We start from the raw sequence: 14,558 nt of genomic DNA on the forward strand, positions 1-14,558 counted from the left end.
CGATAGCTGATCTTCAAACTATCACGGTTTTTCGACCGGATAGCCTTCTGACTTCCACTGATTAATACCCCCTTCAACATTATACAACTCTTTTAATCCTTCGTCTTTCAGTATCTCACATGCCTTGGCGCTGCGTTTCCCTTTTGCACAGTGCACTATCACTTTCTTATCTTTGGGAATTTTATTGATGTTTTGTTCAAGTTCCTGAATAGGAATAAGGTTGGCCCCCTTAATATGGGCATCGTTATATTCCTCCTGTGTTCGCACATCCAATATGAACACATCCTTTTCCCTGTCGATTAATTCCCTGGCCTGTTTGGCAGAGATATTCTTCACCTCTGTTTGTGTTTTTGTACTGCCTTCCCCAGCATGGAGTTTTTTGAAACTGAGTATGCCACTCACTGTGATTAAGAATAAGATTACACCAACAGAGAATACTATTCTTTTTCCCGGATTTCTCTTCATATTCAATCGCTCCTTATTTATTTGTTCTCTGGGTTCTCCGCGACCTCAGCGGTGAACTATTACGATTTTTTGTTTACGACCCAACGTGGGCGTGGCAAAACTCTTCGTAATCTATGAGTTCCTTAATCGTGGCTTTGTCGCTGCACACCGGACAAGTGGGATTCTTATGTATTTTGACCTTTTTAAAGTCCATATTCAGGGAGTCGTAGATAAGTAATTTTCCTTTTAATATTTGTCCCTTGCCCAGAATAAGTTTTACGACTTCTGTAGCCTGGATAGAACCAACCACGCCGGGCAAGACCCCCAATACCCCGGCTTCCTGACATGACGGCACCAGACCGGGTGGGGGCGGTGTTTCGTACAAGCAGCGGTAACAGGGCCCATCAAACGGTATAATGGTAGTGACCTGCCCTTCGAACCTGAATATGGAACCATGAGACAGCGGTTTTCTGAGGAATACACACGCATCGTTAACAAGGTATCTTGTGGGAAAATTATCAGCCCCATCAAGGATGACATCATAATCCTTGATGATATCCATGATATTGTTTGAATTTAAACGTTCTGTATAAGGAATTACCTCTATATCCGGATTTAATGCCTCCAGGGTTTCCTTGGCGGAGATAGCCTTGGAACGCCCTACATCTTTGGTGGAATGGAGTATCTGCCGCTGCAGGTTTGAATGGTCCACGCAATCACTGTCGGCAATGCCAATCTTCCCTATACCGGCTGCGGCAAGATAAAATGCGGCAGGGGAACCCAGTCCTCCGGCACCTACCAAAAAAACCCTGGCATGTAAAAGTTTTTGCTGTCCCTTTCCACCTACTTCGGGAAGGATAATATGTCGTGAATAACGCTTTATCTGTTCTTCTGTAAATGGTGATGACATCTCGTTTCCTTAGTTATTAAGCATTTTAAAAGTATTAAAAATATAGGGAATCGTGTCTCTTAAACTATTACGTACTTTTGGCATAACAGAAAAAAGGTCATGTCATGATACATGACATGACCTCGGTCTTCGTTTTTGAGAATTAGGTTTTCACCAAGAGTTAAGCGAAGATATTACAAACCAAAAATTGTTACGTATTGTAAAATAGTAACAAACGATAGATTATTATTCAACAGATTTTACTTGTTGATATCCTGATTACAAGCCATATTGCATTCATTATGCGTGAATCACGTTGATTTTGGAAGGTTCATCAATACCTAATCCTAACGCGGCAGCTGTGGAGATATATTTGGGCTCTCGATTTGCTTGTTTCAGAGACGGAAGCTTCATCTCTTTCCGTTTTTCTTCGATAATCGTATGGCATATCCGATCTAAGGCCACAGGATCCCTGCCTACAATAATTCCGTTGTAATTCCATGTCCACTGTGGTTTGTAACCAGGCCCCCCGTGGTACTGTGCAAGAATTGCGTCGCACACAATCAACCTTACCTTGTCTGCAATATATGGGTGCGTGTTCAGTTCAGCGATAAAGGGATTGCAATTGTTCCCATGATATTTATTGGGATTATGGATAACACCAAAAAAATTCTTCATTGCCACGCTTATCCCGGCCAGATCATGATCCTTTAACACAGGAACGTTAATAATAGCTGTACATAAACGTGATATTATCTTGCTAAAACACGTTCCTACACTGCCTGATAATTGTGGCTCGGCTTCATAACCACCGCCAGGGAGTTCGTCTGTGCCGAAACATTGGATCCCATCAGTCATACGGCGGACACGGAATCCTGCAGTTTCAAGCTCCCGGTTAAAACGTTCGAAGACAATAATATTTTTCTCTTTAACGCCCGCCAGCTTTAAACCTTGTATAATAGATTCCACAACCGCAACATGGGGGGACATTGTTTTGCCTGAGAGACAGTTTAACTTTATGCCGACAATATCGTTAGGTTGAAAAAGGGATTGCCAGGCCTTTTCTTGTGACAGGGCATTGGTCAGCTGCATTACTGCTTTGTGTAGTAATCCAGAAACGAACGATTCCTTTAAATTCCCTGTTTCTGTGAACAAGTTGTCATCACGTGCAATTACTACCGTGGCAGGGTTAACTGTGGATATATCTCCTCCCCACGTAATAAGGGAGGTATTCGTCAGGCATTTCCCAATGATTGAGGAAGCATAAATACCGCTTCCCATTTGTAAGGCTTTTTTCAGAAATAATCTTCTTTCCTTGTTTATTTTCATTAATTTTTTGTAAAAAAAGAAGCCGTTTACTTTATTTCAGGTAAATTAAGGTATAAACCATTCGTATATTTTGTAATTTATAATAGAAATAAACTCATAAAATGTCAATCAAGTTATCAAGAAAAACACAAGGGATTTTTCAGTGAAAACTCAGGCAATTTTAAATACTTCCTTGCAATACTCCCTCTATTTTGTTTTAATAAAAAAAATGCAATTAAAAGTCTTCCCGGAAATTACACGTCTGTAATGATGCACCTTGTCAGAAAGATCCTATTGATTCATGCGCTCTACCTTTAATCAAAGATCATGAGTTATATTAAACCATTTATTTGCCTTTCGGTTTCTCTTCTGGTGTTGATATCTACTGGTTGTACAACGGTAAAACATTATCCCGGCAATTTTGTAGAGTCCCTCCAGCATCCCACCAAATTTCCTGTGGTCTTCTCCGCCGATGTCCAAAACATTGAAGAGATTGCAAACAAAAATCCACTTGGTGAAAACGAAGATGTGAAGATTACCGATGTGGGTGAGAATAAGAATTCAAGTATGCATCTCATCCAGATCCGTGAGAATGGAGAACTGCGTCCCCATTACCACAAACGGCATGATGAAGTCATCTACGTTAAAAAGGGGAGTGGAATCGCTACCCTTAATGGTACACGATATCTGATAAAACCGGGATCTATCCTGCAAATTCCCGGTAAAACGATACATAAATTCCTTAATACCGGCGGTGAGCAATTTGTGGCTGTTTCTATTATCTCTCCGCCATTTGACGGAAGAGATGAAAAGGCCATCAAGGAAAAGAAGAAGGCTGGCAGGAGTGTAAAAGAAGAAAAAAGACTTGCCGCAAAAAAACCCGAAAAGACCGAAGAAAAAAGAGCTGTTTCGGATACAAAAAAAAGCGCAGAAGAAATCGAAACACCTGTGGTTAAAGCAGATAAAGTTGCAGTAAAAAAGCCGAATAGACCTGTCCGTGAAGAATGGAATTATGATGACGAAAAGTCGTCTTTTTCCTCCGGAAAGGCATCTCCGCAAAAAGAAAAAAAGAAACAGGAAAATAGAGTGGACGTCACAGAACCCGAAACAAACATTGAAGATGTACATGAAAAACTCACGAAATTAGTGGAACTCAGGGAGGAAGGGACCATCTCTGCTGAAGAATATGAGGAAAAAAAGGATGCGCTTGTGGAAGGTCGGGATATTGGCGACCTTCCGGAATTAAAAGGTCACACAAAAAGGAAAATGCCGGTGGAAGATGAATCTGTTTTGGAACAGGCAGAAGGACGTGTTCCTGTAAACCGTGATATCTCTGATAAAAATAAAGATACGATGCCGGACACACCGGATGTGTTTGATGAAAGCAAACCAGCAGGGCATGATGTTGCATCAGAAGAAAAAGAATCTTTGGAGGATAAACTAAAAACCCTGGAAGAAATGCGGCAAGAAGGTTTAATTACGGAAGAAGATTATGCGGGCAAGAAAAAGGAACTCATGGGTATATCCGGAAGAGAAGAAAGTAGAGCAATGGTAACAGGAACCACACATAGCGATGAACGTATCCAGGAGCTTAAGGAATTATACGAACAGGAACTCATTACAGAAGAAGACTATAAATATAAGTTGAAGGAACTAACCGAAGCGCAGAACTCACTTCAAGAAACTCCCGGAGATGAAGAGCAGACGGTTTCTCTGCCATCCAACAATACCAACGAAGACGAACGAATCAGTGAACTGAAAGCGCTCTACGATGAGGGGCTTATTACAAAAGACGATTATGAATATAAACTCAAGGAACTGACTGGAACAAAGGCACAAAATTCTTCTCCAGGTGTTTTTTCCGGAAAAGAAATTGAAAATGAAAAGTTATCAGAGCTCAATGAATTAAAAGAACAGGGTCTTATTTCCGAAGAGGACTACGAGTTTAAGAAGACACAATTGTTGGGCAATTAAACCAAACCAAACCAAACCAAACCACGCATAGACATTTCATCAATTACTGTTTTTCAAATTTATCGATACCCTGCATCATTCAAAGTTACGCAAGACAGCATTTCTTAAACGTTGTTCTGGCACATATTTTGCCCTTATTTTACAAGGCTTTTAGCCGAAAAAACAAAATTATAGCAAATGGTACTTTTCACTTGATATTTCATCTCAAATGGAATATATATATCCCCTGAAATATCAATATGAAACAACAAACAAAGATATGTACAGTTTTAAAAAAATGGGCGAAACAATGAATACTTGTCATGAAATTCTCCCCGGCATTGTTTCAGAAAAAGTGAAAACAAGCCACTTCAGTGGCTGATATCATGCATTTTAAATTGTTCAGGAAGTTAAAATTTTCATAGAAATTTATTTCGTTACCAGGCAAGTAATGTGTTAATTCTCACAACAATTTAGATACGAGAAAAGGAGGGCAGGTAGATGGCAATGAAAAGGTTTTTAAAGTTGTACGTTGTTTTATGTATCGGTCTTTTATGCATTCCCTTGCTATGGGTACCAAAAGTATCCGGCGGGACTGCAGCTTTAGAAAGTGAAGGAAAAAATCAATCGATAGATCATGCATTGCCCGCAATGTATGACATCCAGAACGATTGGCACGCATGGTCTTCAATAGATCATGGTTCCAATGTGGTTTCTGAAAGCCATAAAATTCTCCTTGCCAGTAACAGCGTGGAATCTCATACACCGGCAAAAATTGAGTCAGTTCCTTCCAAGGTTGAACATACCGGGGAGATCACATCCGCAATGGAGGATTTTCTCGAGTTAACGAAATATGGCAAGGCCATCCATGTTATGGCAATGTTGATGGTCGGTTTCGGATTTTTAATGGTCTTTGTAAAAAGATACGGTTATGGCGCCGTTACTGCTACCTATATTGCAGTAAGCATTGTCATTCCTTATTATATGTTTCTTAAGAAAATGGACATATTTGGAGAACCTGCTGAATTAACAATGGATCGGTTGATCCTTGCCGAGTTTTGCGCGGCAAGTATACTCATTGCCACCGGGGCATTCCTGGGCAGGTTGAAGATGTCCCAATATATTATTATGGCATTGGTATTTGTTCCATCCTATATGCTGAATGAATGGATTATGTTAGAAAACGGTATGGGTCTTATCCCAAAAGGTCAGTTGATAGATACGGGCGGCTCTATCGTTATTCACCAATTTGGCGCCTATTTTGGATTAGGCGTGATTGTCAGGATGACCACGAGCGAGGATTTTAACAAGAAGATCGAATCTGATAAGATCAGTAATCAATTTTCGATGCTGGGGAGTATGGTCTTATGGATCTTCTGGCCATCCTTTTGTTCGGCACCGGCAGAAATATCAAAGATGCCTCTTGCCGCAGTCAACACCGTTCTTGCTCTTTGCGGCGCAACTGTGTCCACGTATCTGACAAGTACAATGATTCGAAAAAAAATTGGTATTGAAGATATGGCCAATGCAGCCCTGGCGGGGGGCGTGGCTATCGGTTCTTCCTGTGCTCACACCACGCCAAAGGCCTCACTGATATTGGGTTTCGTCGCCGGTATTTTGAGTGTCATTGGCTTTGCTCTCATTCAACCACGCCTTCAGAGGGCAATAAAAGGAATTGATACTTGCGGTGTCCACAATCTCCATGGAATGCCTGGCATGTTAGGTGGTTTGGCAGCTATCTTTATAGCACAAAATGTTGTGCCGGGATTGCAAATTAAGGGTGTGTTTATTACCTTCATTATTGCGTGGATCACAGGACTCGCTGCGGGAACAATTGTATCACTGTTCGGTTATCGGAAACAGTCTTATGAGGATGCAGTGGAATTTATCATTGAAGAGGAGCATCACTAAATTTTCCTTCTCAACTCAAAAGATTCTTTACAAAACCTCCTGTATTGTCTTTGAATACGGGAGGTTTTTTATTTAACATTCAATGGTATTTTACGTTGACTCATTGGCTGTATTCTGATATACACATTTACAGAAGCCGTGATACTGAGCAGCGTGAAGTGTCTTGATGGCGGATTTCCGAAAGAACCACGGATAGTAGGAGAGATATGAATTTATGGATTGGAAGATTGTCGTGAGCGTATTCGTCACTATCTTTTTAGCAGAGCTAGGGGATAAGACACAGCTGGCATCTATCCTTATGACCAGTAAGACAAATAAACCCGTACTGGTTTTTATTGGTACTATGCTTGCATTTGCCGTAGTTACCATTATTGGTGTTTCCGTAGGGGGGGTGATAACAAAATTTTTGCCTATCAGTTTCATTAAGGTGGGGGCTGCTATTGCTTTTATTATTATCGGAATCCTTATTCTTGTGGGTAAAATTTAAAATGACAGAAAAACACCTCATAAATTACTCACAACGTGTTGGAAAGGTGGCAAACCTGGTAATCTTCCTTGGCATATTAGGTATCATCCTGAGTATCCTGGCATTAACCGTTAGCCAGGGACTTGCTCAACGCGGATATGGGTTTTACTCTATTACCATAGGGTTATTCATAATTGGACTTGGATACGGCATCCGCTATCGTTATAAATATTGTCTCTATGCCGCGATAGGTCTGTTTATAATTCTTTCGTGTAATTTTCTTTTCAGATTCTTTGTACATCACACCATGTATCTTACCCTGCGGCTGTCCTTATGCAGCTGGGTATCCTTTCGTCTCATCCAGTCTGTTTCTTCTATGCAAATGCTTATTGCAACGAATTCCTTTCCGGATAAAAGCAACCGTTTTATGGAACTTTTGTTAAAGCAAAAACGCTTATGACAATTTTAGATGAAATTTACCGGTATAAATTACTTGAAGTGGCAGAAAATAAAAAGCGGATTTCTGCTGAGGCATTGAAGAAAGATATTCAAAAAGGCCAAAATGTGATACCCTTTGGCAGGGCGTTAAAATCGGGCACCGGTATTAGCATTATTGCAGAGGTCAAAAAGGCTTCTCCGTCCCTCGGTATTATCAAAAATGATTTCGACCCAATCGGAATTGCCCGTCTTTATGAAGCAGGAGGAGCTGCGGCCATCTCTGTCCTTACGGACGAAAAATTCTTCCAGGGCAGATTGTCGTATTTAACTGACGTGAAGAAGTCCGTTGATTTGCCTGTTCTGAGAAAGGATTTCATCATTGATACATATCAAATTTATGAGGCACGTTCTGCCGGGGCCGATGCTTTACTGCTCATTGCCGCGATCCTCTCCAACGAGGAAATCCAGTGCTTTTTAGAACTGGCAAGAGAATTGGGTATGGATTGCCTGGTAGAAGTCCATTCAGAAACGGAATTACAAAAAGTCTTGCAAACAAACGCCATGATTATTGGTATCAATAATCGTGATCTCGCAACATTTAAGACCGATCTGGGTACCACTCTCCGGCTAAGATCGATGATTCCCGATGGAAAAATTGTTGTAAGCGAGAGTGGAATCAGATCACGAGAGGACGTGAGGAGATTGGCCGGCATCGGCGTCCATGCTATTTTAGTCGGAGAAACCCTGATGAAAAGTAATGATATACCAACCAAGCTCCACGAACTTTTGGGGATACCATAGTTATTACAGTTGAGCATCCAGCGCTGTCTTTAGGTCCTTCTTCGATTTCACGCCTATCATTTTGTTCACAACCTGTCCATTCTTAAACAGGATAATCGTGGGTATTGCAGTAATTCCAAACTTGGCAGGGGTGTTATTGTTTTCTTCCGTGTCCATTTTTCCTATCTTGGCCTTTCCTTTGTATTCCTTTGCCAGTTCGTCTATCACAGGGGCCAGCTGCCTGCAGGGACCACACCATGCCGCCCAAAAATCTACTAACACGGGAATACTTGATTTTACTACTTCTGCATCAAAATTTGCATCGGTAATTACGGCGACATCTTCAGACATAGTCTTCTCCTTTCTCCATCTTTACCTGATAATCTGCACTCACAAAAAGATTGCAATGACACTCTCCGTCACGTTCAATTTCTTCAAGGTGATACACACAGGGACAAATGATCTTTTTATCTCTTTCCCTGTCTCCTGTAACCAATCGGCAGGGGCAATACGCATGCCCGAACTTGATTTTACGCATCAGTAACCCGTTAACTACCCTGTCTACAATTTTTGTATCCGGATTTAGCTTGCAAGAACTGGAAGTCACATATTCGGTAAGTATCATACGGATTTTTATTGCTTCATGCTCTTTATTGTTATCCATAGGTATCCACTTAGTGTATTAATCGTTTTGTTCATTCAATTTCATGAACAATTATATTTTATATCTTTGACATATTTCAAGGAAAGTTTCACAATAAACCGTAACTTTTAAATTTGCAAGAACATACAACATCAGGATGATTTCCGCTTTGTACTGAAGTTGTGCCATAAGCCTGTACTGCCAATTGAATCCCCCAGGGAAACGATAGAAAAAAACAGAAATGCATTGACAACAGGAATATTCGTGTTATTATTATAACGTTTGTAACACAACAAAACGAGGGGGATTGTATGTCAAGTTTAGTCAGATTCGGGGTCTCTCTGGAAAAAGAATTACTCCAAAGATTTGATGAGTGTATCAAAGAAAAGAAATACACCAACCGTTCGGAGGCCATACGCGATCTGATTCGGGAGGATCTGGTAAAAAAAGAATGGCAAGAGGGTAAAGAAGTCGCCGGGTCAATCACCCTTGTCTATAATCATCACAAAAGGGAGTTGGTCAATCTTCTTATCGACATCCAGCATGATTACCATGACACAATCCTTTCTACCCAACATATCCATTTGGACGATGACAATTGTCTGGAAATCGTTGTAATAAAAGGCAGGCCGAAAGAGATCGAAGAATTATATGGGAAATTAAAGTCGGCAAAAGGGGTAAAACACGGGGGTTTTTCCATGACGACAACAGGAACAGAGATCATGTAGGAAAGATGTCTTTTTTTTGTCTTCGGCGGTAGCATAAATATTATATTTGTGGCACAACAATCTGGTTTTTTCAGTTGAGAATAATTTCATGCATATCAGTGACGGGGTACTCTCACCCTATGTTGTTGGAATAGGATGGGCAATAGCCCTGCCTGTATTAGGAGTGTCGGTTCGCAGATTACGAACTGACCAAGTTGGTACGTATGGGGTGGTTGCAGCAGCTTTCTTTGCAGGCTCGACAATCCATGTGCCCGTCGGTCCTTTCAGTATGCACCTTGTGCTCAGCGGTATGGCTGGACTCTTGCTTGGCTGGGGTGCTTTAACCATCGTGACGGTTGGTCTTTTCCTGCAGGCGTTATTAATCGGTTTTGGCGGACTGACAGTTTTGGGTGTCAATATTTCTATCATGGCCTTGCCTGGCGCCATTATGGGGGTACTCGGACGTCATTGGATGAAGCATGCCTCTTTAAAAAAGCGACCGTGGATAGGTTCTTTTATTGGTGGGGGAACAATCTTAATTTCGGCTATTTTACTTTATGTAACATTAGCTACGACGAATACGGCGCTGATGCCCCTGGCCAAATTGGTTTTTCTGGGCCACATTCCTATCGCCATCGTAGAAGGTATCATCAGTTTTTGGTTAGTGCATTTTCTCCAAAAGGTTGAACCATCATTACTGGGGGTTTCTCCATGAAAATTTTCTTTTTCTGTATTTTCGGTTCCATCTTTCTGCTACCTTCCCTGTCAAATGCCCATGGACTTTATGTATCCTCTGAAGGCGGAAAGCTGCATGCCAATTTCAGCGATCAGTCACCGGCCGCAGGCGCTGTGGTTACCGTCGTGGATGAGGATGGTATTGTCATTATCAGAAATATCGTGGACGAGAAGGGGATATGGACGTTACCGAAAGATGTAGAGGGAGAGCCGGAATTTGTTATTGTTGAGGCACCAGGGGGGCATCTTACGCGGATTGCATGGCAAGAAGTATTACAAGGAACTTCAAAAGGTTTTTTTGATTACTTAAGTGTCCGTATTGCAATTGGGGTTACAGTTCTCGGTGGCGGTGGTTTTATCATAAGACGACTCATAAATAAATCGTAATCTAAATTTGTGTTATAGTTAGAAATTTATTAATTAAGGGGTGGCACGGACAAACTTGTTTGTCCGTGTCTTATGTAAACCTCAGAAATCTGATATCCTAATGAGAATATCTCCTCCTTCAACACGTTTGGGAACGGTGCTTGTTTTGTTGATTCTGACAGGGCTTGGGTTGCTCGACAATCTTTTTTATCTTTTCTTTTATTTATTGATTATCAATGTATCCGCTGTGCTTGTAGTGAGAAAGACGTTTGTAGCTGCATGGCGTTGTAAAGGGGTGCTGATCTTTTTCATACTAACAGGTGCAACCCTGCTTTGGACAAAGGAGGGGCGTTCTCTTGCCCCTGTCCTGATAGCAAAGATGTTGGTAATGTGGCTGTGGGTCGTGATGTGGATAACCTGGGTTGGTTTCGAACGCATCTTATTAACCTTTGAAAAATTAAGGGTATCGTCGGTTTTGATACACATCGTAGCATTTACTGCACGGTTTTTGCCGATCTTATCAGAACGGTTAAAGATGATGCTTGCCGCTCAGGCCTCCCGTGGGGCGAAAAGAGGCATACATCCTTTACAATTGCGTAACCTTGCAGGCGGGGTTGGTTGTTTACTGTTAGCAAGTTTTGAGCAGGCTGAAAATGTCGAACGTGCCATGCAGTCCCGTGGCTTTAGCGGTATGCTGCCTTTCCTTGTTGACGATAAAGATGTCATTGCAGTTCCCTATGGCAGTTTGACTATTCTATTTTTTTTTTACAAGTATTGTCTGGTTTGGAGTAGTTTGCGATGTCCTGTGTCATTCGTGCGCGGAATGTATCCTTCAGTTATCAAAATGAAGGGCTGGCGTTATCTGATCTGTCATTATCGGTTCATCAGCATGAAAAAGTGGGAGTGATAGGACCAAGCGGGGCTGGCAAAACTACCTTTTTCTGGCATTTAAACGGCTTGTTAAAACCCAATTCGGGATGTGTAGAGGTGTTAGACCGTCCACTTGCTGAACATAAGAATATCAACGAAGTCAGGCGCCACGTGGCGCTGACCTTTCAACAGGTAAATGATCAGATCTTCTGTTCTTCTGTCTGGGAAGAAATTGCCTTTGGCCCAAGGAATTTAGGGTGGCCGAAACAAAGGATACAGGAAACTGTGGAGAAGTGGCTGGCATATTTTGATCTGAACGAGGTGAGCCATCGGCCTCCGCATCATTTATCCGGCGGGCAGAAACGGAGTGTTGCCCTAGCTGCTGCGATGGCCATGGAACCTCAATTGCTGATCCTCGATGAGCCGGCAAACGATCTTGATCACAGGAACCGGCGCAGGTTGATTACCTACCTGAAAGGTTTACCGATAGCCATTATGGTGGCTTCTCATGATTTCTATTTGATTTCAGAAGTTACACAACGCTGTGTGCTCATGAACAAGGGAAGGATCGTGGCAGATATGCCCACTGATGAATTGGTATATGATGAAGATACCTTAAAACAATATGGGATGGAGGCGATGAGAAGATAAATATTTTTTAGATATTGGTAGCACGTATATTATACAAGTGCTATCGGTATGTTGTTACTTGCTGAGATGCCATTGAGCAAGTTTCAGATTTTGATAGTTGTCATTGCGAGCAAATAAGGCAACTCTATACGCCATATAGATTGCACAGACATTTCGCACATGTCGTACACTCGCAATGACAACTTTTGCCTTTGCGGTATTCGTATATTTTATTTATAGATTTCCGGGTGGCATGGACAAACTTTGTTTGTCCATGTTTAACTGAAGGATTTGGAGGTATCATGTCAGCAGGTAAAAGACACAGTCATTGTTTTATATGCATTGTTTTATTCATTTTTATCGTTATCATAAACACAACCAGCAGTTTTGCCCACCACGGCGGAGTTTCCACTGCATTTGGGCCTGGAGCGCCCATTGAAACTGCTTCTCCTTTGGCCCTCGGCAAGGGGAACTTTTTACTCTACGAAAAGTTTGAATACGTGCCTTTTGAACACAAAGACCATGCGGAACCAGAAAACATCGATACCTTTACCTTCCTCAACACCCTTGTAGGGTATGGCTTTACCGACGCCCTCAGTGTCTATGCCATATTACCGGTGGCGATAAAGGAACAGGATAGTCTGGGTACTTCTAGTGGCCTGGGAGATTTGGGGTTTATTTTTCAGTATGGTTTTAAGTATGGCGAAAGGGATGGTATTCGTGGTTTGTATGGTTACGGCCCGGAAGACTCATATGGCGCCGAATACAGCACGGATGACCTGAAAATGGCCTTGCAGTCAGGGTTTACGGTGCCAACCGGTGAAACATCGAATCGTGATAATAAGGGAAATATCTTTGATATGGGTATGCAGCCGGGTTTTGACGCCCCCACGTTTCTGTTTGGCTTTGTCGCATCGAAGATGATCTTTCCTCATTTTACCCTGACGGGGGATACATCGCTTACGACATTTACTGAGCACAACGATGGCAAGCCAGGCAACGAAATTCGCTTCAACGTAGCAGGCGGTTACGAGATATATGAAAAAAAGAACGGGTTTCTCTCCCGGCTTGATATTATTGCAGAATCGAACGTGCTCCATCTTACCAAAGATCAGGATGAAGAGAACGAAACAGATGATGCGACAGGCGGGACAATTCTTTATCTTTCACCGGGTTTAAGGGCGACGTTTGGCAAACACGTCAGCATTGGAATGCTGATAAAATTGACAACGTGGGAAGACCTGAACAACGAATCCGAACAGCAAGGCGCTGAAGGTCTGGAAGAGTATCGGGCAATCGTTACGTGCTCAATTTCCTTTTAAATCTGGCTTTTAAATGATTTTGTCATAGGAGTGGCAAGGCGCGCCTTGCCACTACCAGTTGGTTTGAAATATCTTATTATTGGAATTATTATTTATTTAGTGAGAATGTGGGGCGGTACGGACAAACTTTGCTTGTCCGTGCTTTATTTTATAAAGCGAAAGGAGTTTGTTATGCTGAAAAATAACTGTTTTAAAAAATGTATGGTATTTTTATTAATCTTTTATGCCTCTTATCCCCATGCCGCTTCTGCCCATGAAGGCCACTCCCATGAAGCGGTAATTACCATCGGGAAGAAGACCGTTGTTCATCTTCAAACAATTCTGTCAACGTACCAGGTGGTGTATACTCATTTAGTAAAGAAAGACTTGCATGGCATTGCCGGTTTAGCCAGAAAATTGTCAGAGGCATCCAGTCTGGCTGCTAAAACCGAGCCTGACGGCGCCGGCCGGCATATGATGGAGCATGTTCATGCAGGTGCTGAGGGTCTTGAAAAAGCACAGAACATTCAGGATGCCCAAAAGGCATTTGTGTCAGTGAGTGATGCCCTCTTGCCATTTTTTAAGTCCTGGCCTAATCAGCTTAAACGGAATGAATTGAAAATGTGCCAATGCAAACATGACGGACATTGCTGGCTCCAGCCGCAGAACCATCCTGATGCCTGCCCCTATTCTGCAGATCAGGCGAAGATGTGTTCTGATATTGAAGAGATAAAGTAATTATCCCAATTTTACGATATGTAACGCAGTAATGCCGCAACCAGAATCCCTCTATCGGTAGGGCAAGCGTCCTCGCTTGTCATGTGATACTGTCAACCGGGGACGGTTGACCTACCTTACAGGATTAGATAATTAAGAAAACAAAATTACACGTAATACCTTAGTTTTTTTGAATGTGGCTTTGTGCGCTTGGTTTTTTATGCATTGAAAAGGAGGATATCATCCTTGAGATCATGTAAGTTCTTTGTATGTCCAAATTGTGGCTACGATGAAAAGTTTAAAGTCTATACGAGCAATTTCCAGGTGATTTGTCAATCCCCTGAGGCCGGGATACGCTCATTTGAAAGCAGTATTTTACCAAACCTGCGGAATAGTGATA

The 14,558-nt window shown here is 42.0% G+C and carries 17 protein-coding genes; 12 read left to right on the forward strand and 5 right to left on the reverse strand.

The window, feature by feature from the left end:
• Positions 1-21: 21 nt before the first annotated feature.
• The 3 genes from BROSI_RS16965 to BROSI_RS16975 form a co-directional block, all read right to left on the reverse strand.
• Positions 22-465, reverse strand: a complete 444-nt coding sequence (locus BROSI_RS16965; RefSeq protein WP_082059284.1) for a rhodanese-like domain-containing protein — start codon at positions 463-465, stop codon at positions 22-24.
• 73 nt (positions 466-538) lie between these two features.
• Positions 539-1,354: a molybdopterin-synthase adenylyltransferase MoeB gene (gene moeB / locus BROSI_RS16970; RefSeq protein WP_052564965.1), complete on the reverse strand. Its 816-nt coding sequence runs from the start codon at positions 1,352-1,354 to the stop codon at positions 539-541.
• Positions 1,355-1,633: 279 nt separating this feature from the next.
• Positions 1,634-2,662, reverse strand: a complete 1,029-nt coding sequence (locus BROSI_RS16975; protein WP_052564966.1) for a DUF362 domain-containing protein — start codon at positions 2,660-2,662, stop codon at positions 1,634-1,636.
• A 306-nt stretch (positions 2,663-2,968) separates the two neighbouring features.
• On the opposite strand from BROSI_RS16975, the gene BROSI_RS16980 reads away from it, so the two are divergent.
• The 5 genes from BROSI_RS16980 (at position 2,969) to trpC (ending at position 8,210) form a co-directional block, all read left to right on the forward strand.
• Entirely contained in the window at positions 2,969-4,615 is a 1,647-nt protein-coding gene (locus BROSI_RS16980; RefSeq protein ID WP_052564967.1) for a cupin domain-containing protein, read from the forward strand.
• 480 nt (positions 4,616-5,095) lie between these two features.
• Positions 5,096-6,505: an ammonium transporter family protein gene (locus tag BROSI_RS16985; protein WP_102046807.1), complete on the forward strand. Its 1,410-nt coding sequence runs from the start codon at positions 5,096-5,098 to the stop codon at positions 6,503-6,505.
• Positions 6,506-6,719: 214 nt separating this feature from the next.
• On the forward strand, positions 6,720-6,992 hold the full coding sequence (locus BROSI_RS16990) for a TMEM165/GDT1 family protein (protein ID WP_052564968.1): 273 nt from the start codon (positions 6,720-6,722) through the stop codon (positions 6,990-6,992).
• Between the two features lies 1 nt (position 6,993).
• Positions 6,994-7,431 (forward strand): hypothetical protein, encoded by a 438-nt coding sequence (locus BROSI_RS16995; protein WP_052564969.1) that lies wholly within the window; start codon positions 6,994-6,996, stop codon positions 7,429-7,431.
• Positions 7,428-8,210 (forward strand): indole-3-glycerol phosphate synthase TrpC, encoded by a 783-nt coding sequence (gene trpC / locus BROSI_RS17000; protein ID WP_052564971.1) that lies wholly within the window; start codon positions 7,428-7,430, stop codon positions 8,208-8,210. Before BROSI_RS16995 ends, trpC begins: the two co-directional genes overlap by 4 nt.
• Positions 8,211-8,213: 3 nt before the next feature.
• Here trpC and trxA read toward each other — a convergent pair whose 3' ends face one another.
• Positions 8,214-8,540 (reverse strand): thioredoxin, encoded by a 327-nt coding sequence (gene trxA, locus BROSI_RS17005; RefSeq protein WP_052564973.1) that lies wholly within the window; start codon positions 8,538-8,540, stop codon positions 8,214-8,216.
• Positions 8,533-8,853 carry a ferredoxin-thioredoxin reductase catalytic domain-containing protein gene (locus BROSI_RS17010; protein ID WP_052564975.1) on the reverse strand — a complete coding sequence of 107 codons (321 nt, stop codon included), beginning with the start codon at positions 8,851-8,853 and terminating at the stop codon, positions 8,533-8,535. Before BROSI_RS17010 ends, trxA begins: the two co-directional genes overlap by 8 nt.
• Before the next feature lie 290 nt (positions 8,854-9,143).
• Between BROSI_RS17010 and nikR the strand changes: the two genes are divergently transcribed.
• From nikR to BROSI_RS17045, 7 genes are all read left to right on the forward strand, one after another.
• Positions 9,144-9,560: a nickel-responsive transcriptional regulator NikR gene (gene nikR / locus BROSI_RS17015; RefSeq protein ID WP_052564977.1), complete on the forward strand. Its 417-nt coding sequence runs from the start codon at positions 9,144-9,146 to the stop codon at positions 9,558-9,560.
• Positions 9,561-9,648: 88 nt separating this feature from the next.
• Positions 9,649-10,254: a cobalt transporter CbiM gene (cbiM, locus tag BROSI_RS17020; RefSeq protein ID WP_052564979.1), complete on the forward strand. Its 606-nt coding sequence runs from the start codon at positions 9,649-9,651 to the stop codon at positions 10,252-10,254.
• Entirely contained in the window at positions 10,251-10,661 is a 411-nt protein-coding gene (locus BROSI_RS17025; protein WP_052564980.1) for a hypothetical protein, read from the forward strand. Before cbiM ends, BROSI_RS17025 begins: the two co-directional genes overlap by 4 nt.
• 100 nt (positions 10,662-10,761) lie before the next feature.
• Complete coding sequence (locus BROSI_RS17030) at positions 10,762-11,547, forward strand: energy-coupling factor transporter transmembrane component T family protein (protein ID WP_052564981.1); 786 nt, start codon at positions 10,762-10,764, stop codon at positions 11,545-11,547.
• Positions 11,544-12,161, forward strand: coding sequence for an energy-coupling factor ABC transporter ATP-binding protein (locus BROSI_RS17035; protein WP_052564984.1), 618 nt, complete (start codon positions 11,544-11,546; stop codon positions 12,159-12,161). Before BROSI_RS17030 ends, BROSI_RS17035 begins: the two co-directional genes overlap by 4 nt.
• A gap of 281 nt (positions 12,162-12,442) precedes the next feature.
• Positions 12,443-13,462, forward strand: coding sequence for a transporter family protein (locus BROSI_RS17040; RefSeq protein ID WP_052564986.1), 1,020 nt, complete (start codon positions 12,443-12,445; stop codon positions 13,460-13,462).
• Between the two features lie 171 nt (positions 13,463-13,633).
• A complete protein-coding gene (locus BROSI_RS17045) occupies positions 13,634-14,179 on the forward strand; it encodes a hypothetical protein (RefSeq protein WP_052564989.1) in 546 nt (181 codons plus the stop codon).
• The last annotated feature ends 379 nt before the right edge of the window (positions 14,180-14,558 follow it).

Origin of the sequence: Candidatus Brocadia sinica JPN1 (genome assembly GCF_000949635.1) — a bacterium.
GTDB lineage: Bacteria > Planctomycetota > Brocadiia > Brocadiales > Brocadiaceae > Brocadia > Brocadia sinica.